At 40.7% G+C, this 23048-nt stretch carries 18 protein-coding genes; 1 reads left to right on the top strand and 17 read right to left on the bottom strand.

Translation table 11 applies throughout. The features are described 5' to 3' along the window. Positions 1–442: 442 nt before the first annotated feature. The 4 genes from ppdK to J9537_RS19315 form a co-directional block, all read right to left on the bottom strand. A complete protein-coding gene (gene ppdK / locus J9537_RS19330) occupies positions 443–3061 on the bottom strand; it encodes a pyruvate, phosphate dikinase (protein ID WP_218257451.1) in 2619 nt (872 codons plus the stop codon). A gap of 189 nt (positions 3062–3250) precedes the next feature. After that, positions 3251–3751: a YehS family protein gene (locus tag J9537_RS19325; RefSeq protein ID WP_028021141.1), complete on the bottom strand. Its 501-nt coding sequence runs from the start codon at positions 3749–3751 to the stop codon at positions 3251–3253. A 108-nt stretch (positions 3752–3859) separates the two neighbouring features. Then, positions 3860–4231, bottom strand: a complete 372-nt coding sequence (locus J9537_RS19320; RefSeq protein ID WP_028021142.1) for a DUF1304 domain-containing protein — start codon at positions 4229–4231, stop codon at positions 3860–3862. Positions 4232–4306: 75 nt separating this feature from the next. Then, positions 4307–6055: a glycoside hydrolase family 13 protein gene (locus tag J9537_RS19315; protein WP_028021143.1), complete on the bottom strand. Its 1749-nt coding sequence runs from the start codon at positions 6053–6055 to the stop codon at positions 4307–4309. Positions 6056–6699: 644 nt separating this feature from the next. Here J9537_RS19315 and abc-f point away from each other — a divergent pair. Continuing rightward, positions 6700–8193, top strand: a complete 1494-nt coding sequence (gene abc-f, locus J9537_RS19310) for a ribosomal protection-like ABC-F family protein (protein ID WP_028021144.1) — start codon at positions 6700–6702, stop codon at positions 8191–8193. Positions 8194–8237: 44 nt separating this feature from the next. On the opposite strand, the gene J9537_RS19305 is transcribed toward abc-f, so the two are convergent. The 13 genes from J9537_RS19305 to J9537_RS19245 all read right to left on the bottom strand — a co-directional run bounded on the left by J9537_RS19305 (position 8238) and on the right by J9537_RS19245 (position 22989). Then, a complete protein-coding gene (locus J9537_RS19305) occupies positions 8238–8825 on the bottom strand; it encodes a DUF3841 domain-containing protein (protein ID WP_187373416.1) in 588 nt (195 codons plus the stop codon). Next, positions 8801–9358: a DUF3841 domain-containing protein gene (locus J9537_RS19300; protein ID WP_028021146.1), complete on the bottom strand. Its 558-nt coding sequence runs from the start codon at positions 9356–9358 to the stop codon at positions 8801–8803. Before J9537_RS19300 ends, J9537_RS19305 begins: the two co-directional genes overlap by 25 nt. A gap of 42 nt (positions 9359–9400) precedes the next feature. Continuing rightward, positions 9401–10099, bottom strand: a complete 699-nt coding sequence (locus tag J9537_RS19295) for a GntR family transcriptional regulator (protein ID WP_028021147.1) — start codon at positions 10097–10099, stop codon at positions 9401–9403. Positions 10100–10300: 201 nt separating this feature from the next. Next, entirely contained in the window at positions 10301–11764 is a 1464-nt protein-coding gene (locus J9537_RS19290; protein WP_028021148.1) for a glycine betaine uptake BCCT transporter, read from the bottom strand. A gap of 62 nt (positions 11765–11826) precedes the next feature. Next, on the bottom strand, positions 11827–13146 hold the full coding sequence (grdH, locus tag J9537_RS19285) for a betaine reductase selenoprotein B (protein ID WP_148405764.1): 1320 nt from the start codon (positions 13144–13146) through the stop codon (positions 11827–11829). Positions 13147–13196: 50 nt separating this feature from the next. Further along, positions 13197–14522 (bottom strand): glycine/sarcosine/betaine reductase component B subunit, encoded by a 1326-nt coding sequence (locus J9537_RS19280; RefSeq protein WP_028021151.1) that lies wholly within the window; start codon positions 14520–14522, stop codon positions 13197–13199. A gap of 96 nt (positions 14523–14618) precedes the next feature. Then, the gene (grdD, locus tag J9537_RS19275) at positions 14619–15776 is read right to left on the bottom strand and encodes a glycine/sarcosine/betaine reductase complex component C subunit alpha (protein WP_028021152.1); all 1158 of its coding nucleotides are present in this window, start codon (positions 15774–15776) and stop codon (positions 14619–14621) included. A gap of 4 nt (positions 15777–15780) precedes the next feature. Next, positions 15781–17316, bottom strand: a complete 1536-nt coding sequence (gene grdC / locus J9537_RS19270) for a glycine/sarcosine/betaine reductase complex component C subunit beta (RefSeq protein ID WP_218257450.1) — start codon at positions 17314–17316, stop codon at positions 15781–15783. A gap of 80 nt (positions 17317–17396) precedes the next feature. Beyond that, positions 17397–17861 carry a glycine/sarcosine/betaine reductase complex selenoprotein A gene (gene grdA / locus J9537_RS19265; RefSeq protein WP_148405765.1) on the bottom strand — a complete coding sequence of 155 codons (465 nt, stop codon included), beginning with the start codon at positions 17859–17861 and terminating at the stop codon, positions 17397–17399. Positions 17862–17904: 43 nt separating this feature from the next. Beyond that, a complete protein-coding gene (trxA, locus tag J9537_RS19260; RefSeq protein WP_028021156.1) occupies positions 17905–18222 on the bottom strand; it encodes a thioredoxin TrxA in 318 nt (105 codons plus the stop codon). A gap of 50 nt (positions 18223–18272) precedes the next feature. Then, complete coding sequence (gene trxB / locus J9537_RS19255; RefSeq protein ID WP_148405766.1) at positions 18273–19202, bottom strand: thioredoxin-disulfide reductase; 930 nt, start codon at positions 19200–19202, stop codon at positions 18273–18275. Positions 19203–19779: 577 nt separating this feature from the next. Next, a complete protein-coding gene (gene hypD, locus J9537_RS19250; RefSeq protein ID WP_028021158.1) occupies positions 19780–22182 on the bottom strand; it encodes a trans-4-hydroxy-L-proline dehydratase in 2403 nt (800 codons plus the stop codon). 27 nt (positions 22183–22209) lie between these two features. Next, positions 22210–22989, bottom strand: coding sequence for a 4Fe-4S cluster-binding domain-containing protein (locus J9537_RS19245; protein WP_028021159.1), 780 nt, complete (start codon positions 22987–22989; stop codon positions 22210–22212). Positions 22990–23048 lie beyond the last annotated feature (59 nt).

Here is a 23048-nt window from a genome sequence, read left to right as displayed (position 1 = left end):
CTCATGAATGTCAAGATGTTATTCTATGATTCCTAATTCCGCAGTTTGTTTCACCTCCCAAGTCAGCATTATACCGTATTTTTATTCATAAGTCATTGTGAAAAAACCATCATTTAATAGAAAAAAGTTGATTTTCATTAAAAATAAAGTTTTCTCGTAAAGAACCTTTGTTATTCAAGCTAATCAAAAAAAAGAGGCTATTTTATTGTGACATGACATATTTAAAGTCTATAAGAAGTATAACGAAGGTTGTATCCGTTTACAAATTATATTTCATTAATTTAACTGCTTTGTTTCTCATTTATTTGTTATCTATTATTAATATTAAATTTTTGAATTTTCCAGATAATAACAAAAAAGAAACAACCTATCGAAAGGCTGTTTCTCTTTAAAATCATTTTGTTTTTTAACCAAAAACTCATATTACTGTTTTTTTATTTTCCTACTGGTCGTTCACTGCGGCTTGTGCCAATGTCATCTTCGCCTGCGGAATTCTGAATGGCGAACAAGAAATATAATCGATCGCTAGATGGTTTAAAAAGGCAATGGATTTCGGATGGGCCGCTGCTTCACCGCAAATACCAATCTTCAGCTTCGGATTGACACTTCTTCCACCTTCTATCGCAAGTTTCATCAAGGCACCGACCCCTGCTTCATCTAACACTTGGAACGGATCATCCGCAAAGATTCCCGTTTCCATATATTGATTGATGATTCGTGGTGAGTCATCACGGGATAGCCCTAAAGCCATTTGAGTCAAATCGTTGGTTCCAAAGCTGAAGAAGTCTGCATGTTTCGCGATTTCAGCAGCCACAAAACAGGCTCTTGGAATTTCGATCATCGTTCCGATTTGATAGTCCAGCACCTGTTTATACTCTTTCAGGCTTCTTTGAATCGCCTCTTCGATAGATGCACGAACACGAGCAAATTCCTCTGCATCAATCGTAAATGGAATCATGATTTCTGGTTGGATGGTAAACTCATTTTCCTTCGTTACCTCGCAGGCGGCTTCAATAATGGCCTCAGCCTGCATCTGATAGATTTCTGGATAGGCCACACCTAATCGAAGCCCGCGGAAGCCTAACATTGGATTGACCTCTGCTAGATTATCCGTTTTGCGTTTCACTTCATTGAAAGTCTTGCCTAGCTCTTTTGCTACTTCGCGGCACTCGTCTGCACCTTTTGGTAAGAATTCGTGCAATGGGGGATCCAGCAAACGAATCGTTGTTGCTTTGCCTTTGGCTGCTTCATACATAAACTTGAAGTCTTGCTTTTGCACTTCTTTTAGATTCTTCAATACTTCTACACGTTCCTTCAAACTATCCGCCAAAATCAACTGACGGAATTGCAGCAAGCGGCTCTTTTCAAAGAACATGTGCTCTGTCCGTGCCAAACCGATACCGACTGCGCCTAAAGCCATCCCGGTTTCGATATCATTCGGTGTTTCCGCATTGGCTCGTACCTTGATTTCCGCGTGTCGATCCCAAATCACATGCAGCTCATCCAGAGCCACTGTATTGGTCACTTCCTCCATTGGTATTTCACCAAAATAGATATTGCCACTTGTTCCATCAACAGATAGAATGGTTCCCTCTTCGATTACCTTGTCTCCGACAGTTGCTTTATTTTCTTCTAATACGTCTAAACGCTCACAGCCAACTACTGAACAAATGCCCATTCCGCGAGCAACCACCGCCGCGTGGGAAGTCATGCCGCCACGACTAGTAATAACCGCTTCGCTGACTGCGATCCCTTCAATATCCTCTGGAGATGTTTCTTCTCGTACCAATACCAGTCTTTCTCCGCGGGCTTTGGCCTCGGTCGCTGCTTCGGCAGTAAAATATGCCGCTCCTGTTGCAGCGCCGGGGCTAGCCGCTAAGCCGGATAAAAATGATTCATGCAGTTTTAGTTCTTTTTCATCAAAGTTTGGATGCAGTGCTGCTTCCAAATCCTTCGCTTCGATTCGGCTGATTAGTTCTTGTTCGTCAATGATCCCTTCTTTATAAAAATCCAATAGGATGGTTAATGCTGCTTTTGATGTACGCTTCCCACTACGAGTTTGCAGGATAAATAATTTTTCCCGTTCAATGGTAAATTCAACATCCTGCATATCATGGTAATGCTTTTCCAAGTTCTCGCAAATCGTTTTTAATTGTTGGAATTGTTCTGGCAATTCATCCGCTAAAACTTGGATCGGTTTTGGTGTTCGTACACCGGCAACCACATCTTCTCCCTGAGCGTTGATCAAGTATTCCCCGAATAGACCGGGATCGCCTAACGATGGGTTCCGTGAGAACACTACCCCGGTGCCCGAAGTATCCCCAAAGTTTCCAAACACCATCTCCTGAATGTTTACGGCAGTTCCCAAATCATCGCTGATGCTGTGGAGACGGCGATAGGTTTTCGCACGCTGATTGTTCCAGCTTCCAAAAACTGCTTCGATTGCTAGATACAATTGCTCAATCGGATCCTGCGGAAAATCACGCTGCAGTTTCTTACGGTAGATTTCTTTGTACTCGCTTACAATTTGTTTCCAATGCTCTGCTGTCAGTTCATTATCGAAAGACAGGCCATTCACTTTTTTTAAAGCAGTAATTCGATTCTCAAAGTCGCTATTGTCCATTCCCATCACGACGTTTCCGAACATTTGCAGCAAACGACGATAGCAATCATAAGCAAACCGTTCATTCTGGCTATTTTCAGCTAAAGCTGCTACGGTTTGATCATTTAAGCCTAAATTCAAGACAGTATCCATCATACCCGGCATCGAAAATTTAGAACCGCTTCGGACGGAGACCAACAAGGGATTCTCCAGATCACCAAATTTTTTCCCTGTTTTAGCAGATAGAGTCTCAACAGCCTCCATCACCTGATCCTTCATTTCTTCAATCAGTTGATTGCCATGATTCAAATAATATAAGCATGCTTCTGTTGTAACCGTGAAGCCGGTTGGCACTGGTAGACCTAATTTTGTCATCTCAGCAAGATTGGCTCCCTTGCCGCCTAATAAATCCTTTTGTTCTTTTGAACCTTCTGAAAATAAGTAAACCCAACGATTCATGCGCTTCTCCTCTTAAAATAATTTTATTTAACCTGATTCCAGTGTAATACGATGATTATATAAAGTCAATAAGATGTTTATATAATTTTATTACGCACATATAAGCCGTGTTAAAAACCATTCTCTAGAATTGATTTGAATCTAGGTATAAAAAAAGACCTCTCTCCTAAAAGATTGGTCTTCCTAAGCTTACTCTCGATAATACAGGGCTAACCCTTTTAAAAAGTTCCGAGCATATTTATCACCACAGGGTTTAAAATTGCGATGCCCTTCCTTTCGCAAAATTGCGCCAAGCTCGCCCTTAGAAGGATAAACCTCCGCTTCAGCAAAAATATCCAATAGATCCTCACTGGTCAGTGACAACGCGATCTTCACCTTCTTCAATAGAACGTTATTGATATGCTTGATTTCACCACTTTGCGGTTGCGGCGCTGGATTCTTTGGCTGTCCTCTTTTCAACAAAATAAAGCCATTTAAAAATGCATCGAATGCCTGATTGTTCAGCATCTTCTCGTAGACATTCTTTTCAAAAGGTGCCTTCTCTTTGTCTTGTTCATACACTTTCGTCAAGAGAGCTCTTTCTTCTTCTCTAGAAATCTCCACGCCGCCTAATTGAAAAGCTTCTACAATATCGCTGTCCTTAATATCCAACGCGTATCTTAACCGCAGCAATAAATCGTTATTATTCATTTTTTCCTCCATACTTCCGACTAGTTTTCTAACTATACCATATCCTTCAGGAATCCTTCGCTAAATAAAAAAGATTCGACTAAGAAATCACTCTTAGCCGAACCCCTTTTATATTGATTGAAACAGAATAAGCAATGCTGTTACTGCTCCGAGTAGTGCTTGGATCAAATAAATCATTTTGGTAACTGTTTTTCCGCCATAAAGACCGACAATGACTACGAAAAGATTAAATAGCAATAAAACCATCAAACGTACTTCCCCTTGAAACAGCAATAAACTTGTCAGCATCGCTAATCCTAAACAACCATTATAGATTCCCATGTTCTTCAAAGCGATTTGAGCATTTGCTTGAGTGACAAATTCATACGGCATATCAAAAGTTTTCGCCTGTTTTTCCTTTGATGCAAACATTTCTAAACCCATGATAACTAAATGAAGCAGTCCAATAAGTCCAGAAAGTAAAAAAATGATACTTTCCATAAATAGAACCCCTTTATCCTTGATTCATTTACTATATTCATCTTTTTACTTTTTTCCAATTAAAGCGACTCGTAATCAACGTTCTTCAATGATAAATCCGTTTGGTTGCAATTGGTAACCGTTGTTTTCACGGTAATTTTGACCAAATACCCGTCGTCCTTCTTTTTCTACTTCGTAATACTCTCCTTGATTAAAGGTCGCGGTTAACGTTGTCTCTTTATAACTACGTGTTAGTGAGAATGTTTTTTTATCATCATCATAATGCCAAGTCATTGTTCCATAGCTGAAGACTTCAGAGAATTGTTTTCGCAATGCAATCAGCTGTTTGAAAAAGTTTCTTAGGTCTTCATCCTGATCCTCCCAGACCATACACCGTCGACAGTCAGGGTCCATCTCGCCTTCCATCCCGACTTCCGTCCCATAGTAAATACAGGGGGTTCCCTTTTGGATAAACATGAAGGTCAGCACCGATTTCATTAATTCCTTGTTTCCTTTACATAAAGTCAAAATTCTTGGTGTATCATGGGAATCTAAGAGATTGAAGCTGACCTCATTGGTTTGATCGCGATACAACAGCTGTTGCCGATTCATACCAAAAATCATTTGTGAGATCGAGATCGTCTCCTCAACAAAGAACGCCTTGATATTGTCGGTAAATGCGTAATTCATTACCGCATGAAACTCATCTCCCTCTAGCCAACGCTGTGACGAGTGCCAAATTTCTCCCAAAATGTACAAGTCTTCCTTTTGGCGTAAAACGGCTTCATGAAATTCCTTCCAAAAGTGATGATCCACTTCGTTGGCCACATCTAGCCGCCAGCCATCAATATCAAACTCCCGAATCCAATAGGTGGCAATTTCCAATAGATATCTCTGAACTTCAGGATTCGCCGTATTGAGCTTCGGCATATTAGGATTGAAGCTGAAGGTGTCATAAGTGATTTCCTTAGCGTATTCTGAATCAGGAATTGCTGTATAACGCGGTGGAAAGGAATCAATATGAAACCAGTCTGCATACGCTGAATCTTCACCGTGCAAAATGACATCTTGCCATTGATGGGAACTCGACCCTAAATGATTGAAAACCGCATCCAGCATCACACGAATGCCGCGTTCATGAGCCTTTTCCACTAATTCACGAAAAAGCTGCTTCGTTCCAAAGTGCGGATCAATCTCATAGTAATCTACCGTGTCATACTTGTGATTCGAAGGTGAGGTAAAAATCGGACAAAGATACAGCCCGTTCACACCTAAATCCTCTAAATAATCTAATTTATCAATAATCCCCTGCAGGTCACCACCAAAAAAATTCGTGCGCGTCGGTTTTTCACTTCCCCAAACAAGAGTATCCTCTGGATCGTTAGAGGGATCGCCATTGTAAAAACGCTCTGGAAAAATTTGGTACCAAACGGTTTTAGCTACCCAATCTGGCACTTTAAATCGATCAATCTCTTGAAAATAAGGCATTCTGAAGTACAAATAATCCCGTGCCAAACGATCTTCTTCTTTTTCAAAGATACCTTGATCAGTGTAAAACACCTGATTCCCAGAAAAATCTGTGATACAAAAAGCATAAGCCAAGCGATGATGCGGTGCTGTTACTTCGATTTCCCAATAATCATGTGTAGCTGTCGTATACGTTTTAGCCATTGGTTGATCCTTTTGATACCATTTTTCTTCAGCAAAAGTGTAAAAATCGCCGCTGATCAACCCCACTGTTTTTATCTCATTACGAGCGGTTTGTAAGCGAATCCGCATCACGTCTTTGCTATATAGAAACGCATACTCACTCTCGGGACGATGATAAATTCCTGCATCGTTCATCCCTACACCTCCATTTCTGGATCGATTATACCAAATTTTCTAATAGCTCCTCCACTCTAATCAATTCCTAAGTGTTCAAAAACCATTTTTTAGCCAAAATATGCTACTATAATAATAGAAGAATAAATTTTTCTTCGCCTCGTATATCGAGGATCACTCCAGGGCGTAGCATGTTTGGGGAAGCGGCTGCGTCCGTATTTTTTTGACAAAGCCAGTAAATTTTGCTTTAATAAAGACAACTATTATTGAAACGAGGGATTATGCCATTGAAAAACTAAGCGAATGTTGGAAGTTGCAAGCTAATCTTAGATTAACGTATATCAAAGGGATTAGTGGGCAAATTTTCAGGATTGGCTTAGGGTTTCAAGGGATGGTCTCTTTTTTGCCAGTTATGCTTTTCGCAGTTTGCTTCATATGAGAAGGAAATGACCCTTTCGTGAATGTAGCGAACAAGCTTTTTTAGCAGAATGGCGAGCACAAGAAAATAGAATCATTTTTCACTTTTTGAAAAACGAATTCTTAAGCAATGAGTTAGCTGTTAGCAGTCGACTCAGAAAAAGGCTACCACCCACCCCCTAGTCCTTTCCTGAAAATTGGAACGGATTTTTTTGTTTCCATAGTGAAACAAAGAGGGGGAATTTTTTATGTCTACAATTAAAATTACACATTTGACCTTTGGCTTTGACAAGCAAGTAGATTTATTATTTGAGGATGCTAATTTGACAATTGATAGCATCTGGAAATTGGGCTTAGTTGGCCGGAACGGTCGCGGAAAAACAACATTACTGCAGCTATTGCTAGGGAATCATGCCTATCAAGGAGAAATTCAGTTTCCCCTGCAGCCGGTCTATTTTCCAGCGGCTGTTGAGGAGCCTGAACAGCTGACTTATTATGCCTTATTGGAACTGGCGGATTTTGAATTATGGGAATTGGAACGAGAAATGAACTTGATTCAATTAGACCCGCAGATTTTATGGCAGCCGTACCAAACCCTTTCTGGAGGCGAACAAACCAAGGTTTTATTAGCACTGCTCTTTACTCAAGAGAATTTTTTCCCATTGATTGATGAACCAACCAATCATTTGGATTTGCAGGGTCGCCAGCATGTTGCAGAGTATTTGCAACGGAAAGATGGCTTTATCGTCGTCAGCCATGATCGTCAATTTTTAAATCAAGTAACCGACCACACTTTAGCGATTGAAAAAAGTCAGTTAGTGCTCTACCAAGGAAATTTCGCCACTTACGAAGAACAAAAAGAACTACGAGATGAATTTGAATTAGCTCAAAATAAAAAAATCAAAAAAGAAGTGGGTCGTTTGAAGAAAACAGCCGCTGAAAAAGCCGAATGGTCTCGCTCTCGTGAAACCGACAAATACGGTAAGCCCTCCGAAAAGGGCAGCGGCGGTATTTTTGATACTGGCTTCATTGGTGCTCGTGCGGCGCGCACAATGAAGCGTTCCAAAACAATTGAACAGCGAATGTATGATCAAATCGAAGCCAAAGAAGGTCTTTTAAAAGACTTGGAAGATGTCGATCGCTTAACGATGAACTATCAGCCTAGCCGACATGGACAATTACTAAAATTAGAGAATCTAACACTTCGATATGCGGACCAGGAACCACTTTTCGCTCCCTTATCTTTTGAATTGAAACGTGGAGAAATCACTGCTTTAACTGGACCGAACGGGATAGGAAAATCCAGTGTCCTCCATTACCTATTAGGTACCTTTGAAGGAGAGGCCGACGGTGGGCTTCTTCGACCATCTGCTAGAGTCAGTTATGTACGCCAAAACTACGAAAACAATAGCGGGAATTTACAAGACTTCGCTGAAAAAAATCAGTTGGATTATTCTGCCTTTTTAAATAATCTGCGAAAGCTCGGCATGGAACGAAATGTTTTTCAAAACCGCATTGAAGAAATGAGTATGGGACAACGAAAAAAAGTGGAATTAGCAAAATCCCTCGCTCAGGAAGCAGAGCTTTATATCTGGGATGAGCCGTTGAACTATCTCGATGTCTTCAATCAAAAGCAGCTGGAAGAACTCCTGTTGCAAATCAAACCTACGATGCTGATTGTCGAACACGATCAAACCTTCCTAGAAACAGTCCAAGCTCAGCAAATTGCTTTAAAAAAATAAAAGGAACCGTCCCGAAAAAGGGCGGTTCCTTTTGTTCTTCACATTTATCCGTTCAAAAAAGAGGCTATCCAGCTACGGCGGATTTCCCATAGTCCCCCTTGAATATCCTCAAAAGGCAGCATCCTTGTTTCTTTGATTTTAGAGTCATATTGAAAAAGTTTTTGCCAGCTCTGAACCAGCTCTGATTTCAAATGTGGATAAAAGGGCGTAGTAAAGACGTCCCCTTCATAGGCCACATTAAACTTTTTCAACTTATTTGCATATTGGCGCTCTTCCTCAGTAGTTCCTAACAGACGCAAATTCAAAATCTTATTCCAATCAGACATACGAAAAAATACAATTTTTTCAATTGGAACATGCAGCTTAATGAGTTGTGCATCAGCAGAACAATCGAGATATTTCAAACTTAAGAAGGTCCAGATTCCAGATTCGGCATCCGTGGGCCGTTCAACAATTTGAGAAGCATTTTGACAGTACCATGAATACACCTGCAAAAAAGCTTGTGACACCTCACCATATTTTTCTTGAATAAAAGTACGCTCCACAATGTGTCGATCCCTTTTCAATAGCTTCTCAATAACTACTTGGCTTTGCGAAGTATAGAGTATCACCTGGTTATCTTTGTAATCCATTCTTTGCGAATTTCCCATATTGTCCCTACCTTCATCTCTCCTAGTACACTCGTGTCATCAAAAAGGCGTTCATGGCTTCGCTGAATCTTTCGTTTAATATTAGGATAAAAGGGTGTCATAAAGGCAGTGACGTCATCAATCCCATAATTATCCATCATTTGTGAATGTTCTTTCTGATCTTCTAAATCTTTAGGAATATACAGGTGATTCACAATATTCCCCCATTTATACAAATCGACAATAATTAACTGATCTTTGTCAATCTCGATTTCTATAAGGGCATTCCCTTCACTATTTTGAATGCTGTCTTCTTCCGATAAAGACACCCAAATTGGATACATCACATCTGAAGGCGGTGAGACAAAATGTGAGGCCGTATGAACATACCATTCATAGACACCTAAATAAAGACCGCTGTGGTCTTCCATTTTTTGTTCGATATACTCTTTTTTCACAATATATCGACCTTTTTCCTCCAACACATCCAAAATAGCGCTATGTTGTTTGGTCCAAACCTTTATTTTATTTGTCATATTTCCTCCAAAACTCAGAAACTGGCAAGGAGAATTACTGTTTTAACAATCCAAACAGAAGTTTTGTTCTTCTTCTGGTAAAGTTGCTCGCACATAATCTTGTATATGCTTATGGAACGCACGGACCACTAAAGGTAGCTCATTCTTCCGTAAAACCCCCACAAACGCTAGATGTTCTTCCGATTTCTTTTCAAGGATTCCCAATGAAGACAAATCTTCATTCATAGCAATTAGTAATTGATAGAATAGACTCTCCAGAATTTGAGCCCTTCTTACACTCCCAGACAACTCCCAAAGGTATTTATGGAATGAAATATCTAGCGTATTCAATAAAAAGACCTTATCCTCTTCATTGCGACAGCGGTTTTCTCCATCTTTCATTTCCATCGCGATTTCAGTCAACTGTTGAAAATCTTCTTCCTTGATCATTTGATTTCGTAAGATTTTTCTTAAAATCTGCGTTTCAAGTGACGTTCGAATTTCAAAAACTTCCATTATTTCAGCCGGTTCCATTTCAATCACATGGTTTCCTTTACGGGGAGAAAATGTAATCAATCCCTGTTCATTCAAGATACGCATGGCTTCCCTTACCGGAGCTCGGCTAATATTAAAATGATTTGAGATATCCGTTTCAATTAATCGATCGCCGCCTTTTAATGTCCCCGACAAGATTCGATTTTTAACATAAGATACGACCATATCGCTCAAACTCTGTTTTTCGTATCTAGGCATAATATCCATAAATAAATCAGCTCCCCTTCCGATATATCCAACTAATTATATCAGAAAGCCTTTACTAAGTCTCTTGTCGTTCGGCATTTGATCGCTTCATTCACTTCAGTCTCGCTGAGAATCCACTTTCAGCAACCTGATAGCCACGTTTGTGTTTAAATTCACATGTTGGTTTGATCTGTTATCAGTTCATCAATTAAGTAGAGGTAATCATTCTGCTTGCTTTCTCGTTTCCTGTATCAAAGCCTTCACCAGACAGACTGCACACAGCAGCATGATTACTGTTAATGGCAAGGCCGCTACGATCGAGCAGGTTTGCAGCGCATCCAATCCGCCTGTCATCAGCAAAACCAGTGCTAACAAAGCTTGAATCACTCCCCACAAAATCTTCTTGTCGTTACCAGGGTTCAAGTCGCCCTCTGAAGAAAACATTGACAATACAAAGATTCCTGAGTTAGCTGAAGTGATAAAGAAAGTACACAGCAGGCAAATCGCAATTATTGAGAAAAACATACCCAAAGGATATTCAGCAAAGACCACGAAAAGTGCGGTTTCCGTCACTTCCTTGGCCTTGTTGATAATCTCCATCTTCAGGTTCAGGCCTAAACTACCAAAGATTGAAAACCAAACAAAGGAAACCATCGATGGCGCAACAATTACTCCTAAAACAAACTCTTTAATGGTTCTTCCTTTGGAAATTCTGGCAATGAACGTTCCTACAAAAGGCCCCCAGGCAATCCACCACGACCAGTAAAAAATAGTCCATGAACCAAGCCACGAATTGTCACCAAATGGATTGATTGAAAAGCTTTCTGATACAATATTATTGATATAACCGCCAAAAGAATTAGTAAAAATGTTCAATGACATAATTTTTGGTCCCACTAAAAAAGCGCCTAAAAGAAGTGCAACCGCTAAAAACAAATTGATATCCGATAGCAGCTTAATCCCTTTATCAATACCACTAACCGCTGTCCAAGTATATATAACTGTCAAAACAACAATAATCACGATTTGCACCAGTCGCGTTGTCGGGATATCAAACAAATAGTTCAAGCCCGAATTAATCTGCAGCGTTCCTTGACCAAGTGACGTAGCGATACCAGCTACAGTTGCAAAGACAGCACAGATATCAATAAGTTTTCCAATAGGGCCTCTGACACCCTCTTCTCCTAAAATTGGTAGAAAAATGCTGCTAATTAACCCTGGCGTCTTTTTCCTAAATTGAAAATAAGCTAAGGCCATGCCAATAATTGAATAAGCAGCCCAAGGATGAAATCCCCAATGTAAAAAGGACTTCTGCATGGCTAAATCCGCAGCTTTTTCGGTTCCGCCAAACGTAGTAAAATGATTTAGCGGCTCTGCGACGCCCCAAAAAACCAGTCCAATTCCCATTCCTGCGCCAAACAACATCGCAAACCACGAACGGTTGCTGTATTCAGGAACAGAGTCATCAGGTCCTAGTTTTATTTTTCCAAATCTGCTAAACGCAATAAGCAGCGAAAAGACGACGAAAGCAAACATAGCAATCAAATAGAACCAGCCAAACGTATCAACTAAAAAGGCTTTTGTATTGTTCATCGCTAGTGCAAATGGTTCGGGCGCAATCAAACCAACTAGCACGATCACAGCAGTAATTAAAAGAGAAACATAAAAAACGATATTTTTTTTCATATAAACTCTCCTCTTCAAAGTTTTTATCAGACGAGCCGGCAGTGCGGCTCGTCATTTCACTGTTAAATTTTCACTTCAAAGAGTCGAGGTTCTTCAATTTCAGTTGACAAAGCATCTAAAGCGACACCAACACGATGATATCGAAGAGCATGCTGAACCTCTTTCGGTGTGGCTGGATCTCCCAAAGGATAAGGAATTGAGATGGTTGGTACAATACGATTCACGCCTACTGTACGAGCAACTGGAATCAAGTTCGCCATTTGAACGATCGTAATTCCGGCTTTTTCAATTTCTCTGGTCATCGTTGCACCGCAACGAGTACAGGTGCCTCAGGTAGAGGTGAGAATAACGGCCTTAACACCATCTTCAATCAATTCTTGTGCGATTTCTTGTCCCATCCGAGTAGCTTCTGCTTGAGTGGTTCCTGTTCCAACTGTTGCATAAAAATATGGATAAACCCCACCAATTTTTCCTTCCTCTGCGTATTCCTTCATGACATCCAACGGCAGAACCACATTAGGATCATCATTCGCCGCAGCTGGATCAAATCCAGCGTGGATCGTCATGAACTCGCCTTTTTTCAGCTTGTCCATTGAATCCACGTTATATTTTCCCCATTTGGTTGCCGAAGCCGATTGAATTCGGTCAGGATTTCCAACGGGAACAATCCCCCCAGAAGTAACCAATGCTACTTTGATTTTTGTCAGCTCTTCTGTTGGAATAGCTGGAGCAATAGGTGCCCGTTCGGATTTTGGAATCACCAATTCCGACTGGTATTCTTCCCCTTTTATTTTTTTCAGCAGCATATTGATGACACGATCAGTCGCAGGAATCGGCGGATCTAGCCAAATTTGATCGCGAATACCGCGTCCAAAATATCCTTCCTGTTCTGCCGAATGAAGTTTTTCTCCATACAACAACCGCAACGAAAATTCGGTCATTTTTGCGACATCTTTTCGCATCGCTGCCGCACTAGCACCGCCTTTAAAAATATACATTTCCTTCTGATACATCTCGACACCAGGATTTTCTTCATTCATCGAAGTAATTGCTGGAACCCCGAATTTCTTTTGAACTGCCGAACAAATATGTCCACAGGCTGCACCGTATCGTCCTGCACGAAATGCTGGGCCGGCAAAGAAGAGATCAAATTCTTTGTCGTCTAAAAATCCTAGAATTCGTTCAATCGCTTCCTCTGTCTTTGAACCCATAAAATTGTCTCCGCAAATAACCGTATGAGTGATCTCAACCTCATCCTTCAAGGCCTTTGCAAAGGCCATTCCAGGTCCAACAATCCCTTCTCGAATTTCAGGTTCGTGACCAGCGAATTCCTCTCCGCCGATTTGACCGAAAAACTGATTAATATATAAAATCGCTTTCATATTTTTCCTCCTTTTTTCAATGGAAAGAGCCACTTATCAATAAACTATCCTTAGAATTCCACCATCGTTTTTGTCGACCAACCAACGACTTGATCTCCGCAGAACATAGCATTATTTTCCATGATGATCGATCCATCAGGTTTTACTGAAGCACCTAAAATCTCATCATTGGCCCATCCTCCAGAAAGCCCATCACGTGCCAAAGCTTCTAATTCTCCCAATACAGTTTTCATTGGAGGTAGTTCGATCAAAGTAGAAACATTTCCTGTTGATACAATTGCGTCACATTTTTCATCCATAGATACCAGTGGTTGACTCGCTCCATCACGACCGGTACATTCATTGGTTAATCCAATCGTTTTTACTCCGGCATCCTCCAACGCTACATAACAAGCAGTGAAATCAGCATCCGGGTTCCCATAACCTTCTTCAGCAACTACTGCACTGTCAGCCCCTAAACTTTTAGCCATTTGGGCAACAAACAAAGCCGCACGCTCTTTCTGCTCCAAGGCAACATTCAGATTCGACATAATGATTCCTAGAAAATTGATTGTTTTACCATGCTCTTCGTATAAGCGTTTGATCATAGGGAAATTCTGAAAATCATACGTAGACCACTTTGATGAGCATGGCATAAACGAACCGGAAATCATCGCACCATCCAACACCTCATTGGGATGCATAAATGTTGGTAACATTAAATTGCAATCCCAACCATAGTTCAAATCGTTATAGCCACTGTCTTCCATTTGCGATTGCGGCTGTAAAACAAAAACCACACTTGGTAATTTGTTCACCGCCGCCTCGCGCTTCGTAATCGGTGCTAATTCATAGGTTTCAACTTCATCTGATTTTAAGCCTTTTGTACAAGCGCCAAGATATTCTGCTAAACGCATACCTGCCCAACGTAACGCATGGTTTTTCTTTTGCTGCTCACGCCATTCAAACTCTTCATCAGTATCTGCCACCAGCACGACATTTTTTAATTGAGAATAATACGTATACTTCGCACCTTCACCGCTCATATCGATCAATCCATCTTGGAACCCACCCCAATGTTGACCGACCACTAAAACACTCATCTCCTTTAAAGCATGCGTGACACCATCACCTGCCTGCATTAGTTTTCCTGTTACACCAGGAAATACAGGACCGCCACCCACGCGATAACGAGGTTCTACAGCTTCTTTCACAGGAACTAATCGGACCTCATCACCTGGCTTTACAATATGCAAATCTGCTTCAGTAATATGTTCATCTTCAAAAACAACGTCTAACGCTTCCTTCTTATTTACAGTCAAAATTCCATCGACATATTCCGTTTTTTCACCGAATTGAATATCTTTAACATGAAAATTTGCGATATCTAATTTCATTTGCTTGCTCCCTTCTCATTTCATGCAGCTCTTCTAGAGCCCCTAATTGCCTCTATTAATATCTGAATGGATTCTTTTCCATCCTTTCGGACAAAGTCAGCGTCCTATATATCCTGAATCTGCCAAAATATTCTTAGCCTCTGACAAACGTTTTTCTGCAATCATTACCACTGGCCCCGTACACCCCATACCGCTCTCAGCGTAAATTCCATGCTTCCACAACTGTTGAACCGCATCCTCAAGATCAAGAATTTCAACCCCATGAATCTCTTCGGTAACAATCTCTTTCTCAGGTTGAGCAACGGTTTCTTGTACTTCTTCTTTTTGCGCTTGAACTCCCTTTAATAATGCATCCAATGATGCTCCTTTCAGCTTTTCAAATTCCGTTTTTTGGATCTGGATAAAGTCTCCGCGAATCAGCTCATCTGCAAATTCGATTGCACCACTCACCACTGGCGCACCTGATGCACGGGAAACAATCATAATCAATTTATCCATCTCCTCTCCTACACCAGGTCCATACCCAAACCCCAGAGCTTCATAATTGCCACCAGTATTATAGGAAGAAAAGATTTTTTGTAAAATATTTCCCGTCAGAGAATCCATCACCATGACATCGCAAGTTCCAGCAAGCAAATCATTTCCACGCATGATTGCTCCGCCATCACTGCGATTAGACTGCGCAAAATGAATCGGATAACCATTTTCTGCTAGCTGCTTTAAGACAAGCTCCGCCTGGCGTACACCGTCAATATTCAATAAACCTATGGTTGGTTCTGCAACACCACAGGCTTTGGCTGTAATAATGCCATATAAGGCATTTTTCACTAATGCTTCTACCCTATTCAAAGCGGATGTACCTGTAGTCGTTGCCAGATACATATGCTTTCCCTTAGCCGGAGTAATAACACGACCAACAGTAGAAACACCGATTGGAAATGAATAGTGCATCGTTACCCCCGCATCCACTATTCCCTCTGCCAAAAGCGCTTCTAGCTTTTTATGCCCTTCATCCGCGTCTGAAACTAAGCAGCTTTCAATCCCTGAATAATCAATTTTTCGTGTTCCGATAACCTTCACAGAGATACCTTTGTCCGCGGCATTTTTTGCTGCTTCGACCAATTCTGCTTCGTCATGCTCACTGCCTAAAGCAGTCAAGGCTACTGTTGATGAAACACTTCGACCAGTTTCTAGTGTATCCGCGAGCTCTTGAAACACATCAGCGATCATCTGTTTTGTCTCTTTTCCGGCCATAGAGTTATTCCTCCAACTTTCCAGCAAGATGATTCGCAAAATCTCGTAAAGATTCACCAATCATTTGCTTAATTTGTGCTTCAGAAACTGACTCTTCCTGTTTCCCACTATTTTTTTGCATCACGAAGGATATACCGTCAAACAAATTAGTCATTCGTCCTAAGAATAGACTCCCTTTTCCTACAAACATCGCTCGATTGATCTCACCGGAAAGAATATCTTTTTGAGCGAAGCCTAAATACGGAATACCAGAAGGAATATGACCTTGCGTTGGTGCCCAACCAACCATTCCGTGTTGCTTGACGAAATCCGGGAGGTCAGCTTTTTGTATCTGACCTTTCATTACTGCCAGAGCACCGATCATTTTGTAATTTGCTTCAGGTACATTCCCTGCACCTGCCGGTTTTGTAATATCTGGATTCTGCATTTCTACAGAGTACTTATCAATGTCCGTTAGTTTTAACCCTGCCTTCTCTAATGGTATGCTCGTCAAGGAGGAAATCACTTTTTGTGGAGAAGCCCCAGTGCCAACAGTATGCCGTCCCACAATATCAATGTTCAACTCTGGGCTAACACCGTCATTTTCGGAAATCAATACTGCGAAACTTGCGACGCAATCCTCTAAGATTGGAATATCTTTACTTAAATGATCCTTCCCGTTCATCCCTAATTTCGCCGTCGAACCGCCCGCGCAAACGATTACATTTTTAAATACTCCAGATTTCACCAAAGATGCCGCCTGAATCAGTGCATGGGTCGGGCCAGCACAAAAACCGCGAACATCGCTGCCTGTTGCATTTTCCAAGCCAGCCATTTCCGCTGCTGCTTTTGCAAAGTTCCCGCCCCCGCGCTGATTCATGTCGCCGCAGGCTTCTTCAGAACATTCCAAAACATATTCAATATCCGTTTTATTGATCCCCGTCTGTTGAAGCAAATGTAAAATCGCCATTGTACAAGAAGCTTTGGAGACAAGATTTTCAAAAATAACATGAGCAAATAAAGTATCGTCTAAATTATGAGCGGCTTTTACACAGCCGACTATCTCTCCATTAAAATAAATTGGTTCAGCCTTCTCATTTTCGATGAAACCCGAGATTTCTTCGAAAGAAACCTCCTCTGCCAGCTTTTCCAAGATCTTCTCATCCAATAATGGATGCTTTGCCAACTTATTTTTTACTGCCTTGCTGAAATCATCAGCCAATTTCACCAAGTCAAAAACATCGACATACTTCATCATGCCTATAAATTCATCTTCGGGCATGATTTCACCAAATGTTCCCTGACGTTTTTCATCAGTCTTTTTGTTATACCAAGGTGTTTCAATTGTTTCCAGTTCTTCGGGTGTCATATTGCCAATATAGACTTGGTTAGGTGGATAAGACACACAAGCCTCGTAATCTCTTAAGTGTTTCGTTATGCTTTTTAAGTATTCTGAATCAGGATCAATTTTTCTTTGAAGTGTTTGAGTAGTGCCATTGTGTACTACCATATCTGGCGTATGCGCCAGAAAATAACTCGACCCTTTCAATACGCTATACATAGAAACATCCTTTCTTTTCAAAATTGTGGAATGATACTGAACAAATCAATGTCCAGTATCATAAAAGCTGTACATTGAATCTATTCACTTACCTGACTTCGAATCGAAGACATCTCGTCAACGATATCGTCAACGTCTAATACCATTTCCATCATCCCAACTTGTTCCTCGTATAGCTCAGAGTCGATTACTTCTTTGATTTCTGGTTCAACGATATGATATACGTCAAGTCCTAACTGGACTCCTGCTAATGGACCGGCATACGTAGGGTCGCCTAAAGTTACAGTCTCAGCTGCTAATCCAGCAGCTTCACCTTCTGATGCGCCAAGAAGAACAACAATGTTCTCCGCACCAAACTCCTCTGTAAACTCTTTGACCCTCTTTTGATTTTCCAGATCCATCGCTCCCGCGGCCGTTCAGACGAAGCATTCTGTGGATGAGAACACTACATCTGCGCCTAATGGTTTCACGCATTCTTCAATGGCTTGACCAGGAACACCGTCTCTGTCGCCGAGGATGATTACTTTTTTGTCTTTCAGCAACATAATATTTCCTCCTTGTTTTTTATTATTTAATCGGGACTTCCCGTTAAATATACTTTTGAATCATTGCCTCTACATTTTCAGGTGTAGCATCATCTTTGACCAACTCTTCGATTTTCTCACCCTCTTTATAAACCGCAATCACTGGGATACCAAGAATTTTTTGGCCGATAGCCACTCTTCTTGCTTTTGCAGTATCTAGTTTTGCAAATGGTAATTTCTCTCCATATTTTTCAGCGAATTCTTCAATACTTGGCATCAAGGCCTGGCATGGCTCACAGCCTTCTGAAAAGAAATCTACCAACATTGTTCCTTTACTTTGTAACACCTCTGTTTCAAAGTTCTTTTTATCTAAAACTTTCATCGCTTAACACTCCCTATCCAAATTTCTACTCCACTTTTCAATAAAAATTATTAATGACGCAAATACTTCTCCACTGCAACTGCTGCTGTTGCACCATCACCACTAGCAGTTACAACTTGTCGCACATTTTTCACACGAACGTCTCCTGCCGCATACACACCTGGAACACTCGTTGCCATTTTTTCATCGGTTTTAATATAGCCGCTTTCCATTTCAACCTTAGATTCAAAGATTTTCGACTGAGGTAAATAACCAATAAAGCTGAAAATGCCGATCAGTCCATCTTCTTCGTCCGCTTCGAAGCGGGTCGTTTCATTTGTTTCTGTATTTCGAATCGTGATAGCTTCAACAATACCGTCACCTTCAAGGCTTTCTACTACAGAATTGTAAACATAATGAATTTTCTCATTAGCCATTACCTGTTCAACTGCGATTGCATCCGCGGTAAGCTCAGCCAAATTTTGAATGATGGTTACTTTGCGTGCAAAGGTAGATAAGAACATGGCTTCTTCCACAGCGGAATTTCCGCCACCTATGACAAAGACTTCCATATCTTCAAAAAAAGCAGCATCGCAAGTCGCACAATATGATAGTCCCTTGCCCATGAAATCTTTTTCGTTCTCACAGCCGATGGGCCGAGGGAATGCTCCTGTAGCTATAATGATCGAACGCCCATGATAGTCATCTTTTTTCCCTTTGATGACTTTTGTGTCTTCTGCTAAATGTACCTCGGTGATTGTATCAGAGACTCGTTCAACACCAAATGATGCGACTTGCTCAGTCATCCGCTGAATCAGTGAACGTCCAGATTCTTTTTCGAGACTTCCAGGATAATTTTCAATCTCAGAAGTCAGTATAATTTGTCCGCCATCCTTTCCTTTTTCAATAAGTAATGTTTTTAGTCTCGCCCGACCCCCATAAATTGCTGCTGACAAACCTGCTGGTCCAGCCCCGATGATAATAACGTCATACACTTGCATAATTCTCCTTCATCCCTTTCTTTATAAAATACGATAAAATTTCAATCCCCTCCCATGTTAGCGCTTACTAAAAAAGCTGTAGTCCGCAAATATTGTGACCAAACGAACATGCATAAATCCTACTATTCAAAACCTACAACTATTGTAATACTGATCATTAAGGTCGATTGTCGACAAACGACTTTATCTTTCGGAACCCATTCTACCAGCATTTAGTTAACTATGCAATCCGTTTTAAATTCAATTTTTTCGTTATTTATTTTATATTTTAATATTTCAAATTTATTTTCCAAGGCAAAATTTCTTTCTAATTTATCCCTTGTTATCCTAATAACTTTTTAAAAGTTATTGTTTTCACATTATATGTCTCTTCTAAATATATGAGATTGCCGATTCATTTATTTGTCCTCAACACATCCTATTTTTCCTAAAAAATAAATCAGTTTTACCTAAAAGTTTTTTTGTTCTGTTTTGAAAGGGTTCTCTGTTTTTTTATTTAATCTGAATTACAAAGTTAATAAAAATCTGCATAAAAAAAGTCAGAGAATTTTTTTCTCTGACTTAATAAAACGATTCTTTAACCAAACGCCTGCTCGGTTCTTGAGATGATCTCATCCTGTAAGGCTTTCTCCAAATTATTGAAGTAATCACTGTATCCTGCGACGCGTACAATCAGGTTCTCATACTCTTTCGGATGCTTTTGCGCTTTTAGCAAAGTTTCGCGATTGATTACATTGAATTGAATATGATGACCATCTAAAGCAAAGTAACTACGAACCAGTGAGGCCATATTGGTAATTCCCTCTTCTCCTGCCACTACACTAGGAGTGAACTTCTGATTCAGTAAGGCGCCACCTGTTTTGGTTTGATCGATTTTTGAGGCCGATTTGATTACCGCCGTCGGTCCATTACGGTCAGCTCCTTTTTCCGGTGAAATACCATCCGGTAATGGAATCCCTTTATGACGACCATTTGGTGAAGCTTCCATGACTTGACCGAAGTATACGTGACAAGTCGTCGGTAAGAATTCAACCACTGTTTTCGAGCCTTTTGGCGTTGGACGTCCTGCGATTACTTCCTGCAGAGATTCTGCTACATCCCGCAGTAGAGTATCTGCATATTCATCGTCATTCCCGTATTTAGGTGTTTCGTTATACACTCTGTCATAGATTTCATCATAGTTCTCGAAATCCGCTTCGCATGCATCTAATAATTCCTGCATTGTCATCGTTTTTTCTTCAAACACATTGTGTTTTATCGCGGCTAATGAGTCAGTGATTGTTGCAATCCCCACACATTGAATGTAGCTTGTATTGTAACGAGCACCACCAGCATTATAGTCTTTACCAACTGAAATGCAATCATCAGACATCACTGAAAGTAAAGGAACTGGCATGAATTCCATGTACATTCTTTCAATCATATTATTCCCAGCGACTTTCACATCCACTACATACTGCAATTCTTTATGGAAAGCTTCAAAGACTTCTTCGTAGGTTTTCATTTTCGTGAAATCTCCTACATCGATTCCTACTTGCTTATCCGTATAATGATCGTATCCACGATTCATTGCTAATTCAAATACTTTCGGAATATTAAGGTAGCCAGTCAACACATAGGCTTCTTTACCTGCTACACCAACCTCTACACAGCCTGAACAAATACCGCTTTCTCTGGCGTCGTCCACCGATTTTCCTAAATAGCTTAATTCAGCCAAGATGGCTTCTGAATTGTACATCGCAGGCTGTCCCCAGCCTTTGCGAGAAACTTTTAGCGCCTCACGTAAAAATTTCTCAGGTGATTTTCGAGAAATCTGAACATTCGAACTTGGCTGAAGCAGCTTCATTTCATCCATTACTTCTAGAATCAGATAGCTGACATCACTCACCCCGCTCGTTCCATCGGGGCGTAATGCTCCTGTGTTGAGATTACAAAAGTCAGTGTAGGTCGCACTTTCTTTTAGCGTAATGCCTACCTTAGGTGGTGCTGGCTGATTATTAAACTGAATCCACAGATTTTCTAATAATTCTCGAGCTTCTTCTCTAGTCAAACGCCCTTCTTCAATATCTTTTTCGTAAAATGGTTCTAAATGCTGATCTAACTTTCCAGGAGAATAAGCATCCCAATTATTCATTTCCACAGTCACGCCGATATGAGTGAACCAGTACATTTGAATCGCCTGGCGGAAGGTTTGCGGTGCATGTTCAGGTACAACATCGCAGACCTCAGCTAGCTCCAGCAATTCTTGTTTCCACTGTGGATCTGTTTCAGTTTCGGCTAAATCGCGGCATTGCCGGGCATAACGTTTCCCATAAATGATCATGCCTTCGCAGACTAATTTCATTCCTTCTAATTCTTCTCGTTTATTTAACGCTTCCATATCGTTGTTATAATCTAGTTGATCAATTTCTTGTTGAATGTCTGCTTTAAAATCGGCGAATCCTTTTTGATACATTTTTCCATCAGCTACAGTGTGGCCCGGTCCCCGCTGCATCAAAAACTCTGTATATAATCCTGCATCAAACAATAAGTGCCATTCTTCAGGTAGTAAACGATTCATCCGTGTCATCATCGCACGATCATGCCAATAAGGAATGATTACCTCTTCTTGGATTCGACGATCCTCTTCGCTTACACGGAAGAAAACTTTTTCACGATTGTGCATATTATCGAAGTCTTCTAACGTGTGACAGCATAACTCAGGAAAAGTCGGAGCCGCCCAAGGTTTGTCTCCCTTTTCACCGAGAACCAGTGAGCCTTTTTCAATGTAGTTTGTTCGATTTTCCATAATATACTTGAAGGCCAATCCACGTAAAACCGGTGCGGAAACTTTGCCTTCCCACTTTTTGTATGCTTCAGTCAGCAAAACGGCCCGTTCCATCGAAATACTCGGTGTACATTCTTTGTCACTGATTTCCCGCAATCGTTTGATGCGCTCTGTACTTCCCCTTCTTGTTGGTTCCAGTGTTAATTCAGTCATTGCTTTTCCTCCTGTTTTAAACTATTTTTAGCCGCCGATCGTCACTTGATAGCCAGCTTCTTGATAGACTTTTTTTACCATTTCTACTTTTTCATCCGCAGGTTTGATAAAATTTTGTGTACAAACCCGCTTCAAGCGCTCATACTTATCCCGACCGAAATCATGATATGGAAGGAGTGATATTTCACTCACGTGAATTTTTTCAATTGTTAACCAATCGATGATTGCTTTCGCATCCACTTCCTCTGCATTAATTTCGTCTAATAAAATCAAGCGTAAATTTATCTCTGCCTGCTGCTCCGATAAGAAACGTAAATTCTCTAAAACCAATTGATTCCCTGCACCGGTATATAGTTGGTGATCATGTGAATTTATGAACTTTAGATCATACAAGAATAAATCCGTATAAGGTAAAATCTGGCGATAATTCTCAGTTGGTGCAACACCACACGTATCGATTGCTACAGAAATCCCCAATCGTTGGCATTCACTCGCAAGCTCGATGACGTAATCCATATTTTGCGCCATCACTTCTCCACCGGAAAATGTCACTCCTCCGCCAGATTGATCATAAAAAATTTGATCTGCTTGAATTTTCTTTACCAATTCGCGGATGGAGTACTCTTTTCCAATCAGCTCCTCTTTCCCATATTTATTCAACATAACCTCTGGTGCAAAAACTTGGCTCTCTGGATTGTGACACCATTCACATCTGATGGGACACCCTTTGAAAAAAATCGTTGTACGAATACCTGGCCCGTCATGGGTCGAAAATTTTTGTATATTAAATATCGTAGGCTTTTTCACGTGCTTCCCTCCCATCTCTCATTATAAAGTCCTTCGTCAGCACTTGCAAGCGCTTAATT

The organism is Enterococcus raffinosus, assembly GCF_019175485.1.
Lineage (GTDB): Bacteria > Bacillota > Bacilli > Lactobacillales > Enterococcaceae > Enterococcus_A > Enterococcus_A raffinosus.
The sequence above is the reverse complement of the archived record's forward strand: the minus strand, read 5'-3'. Positions and strand labels throughout refer to the sequence as shown.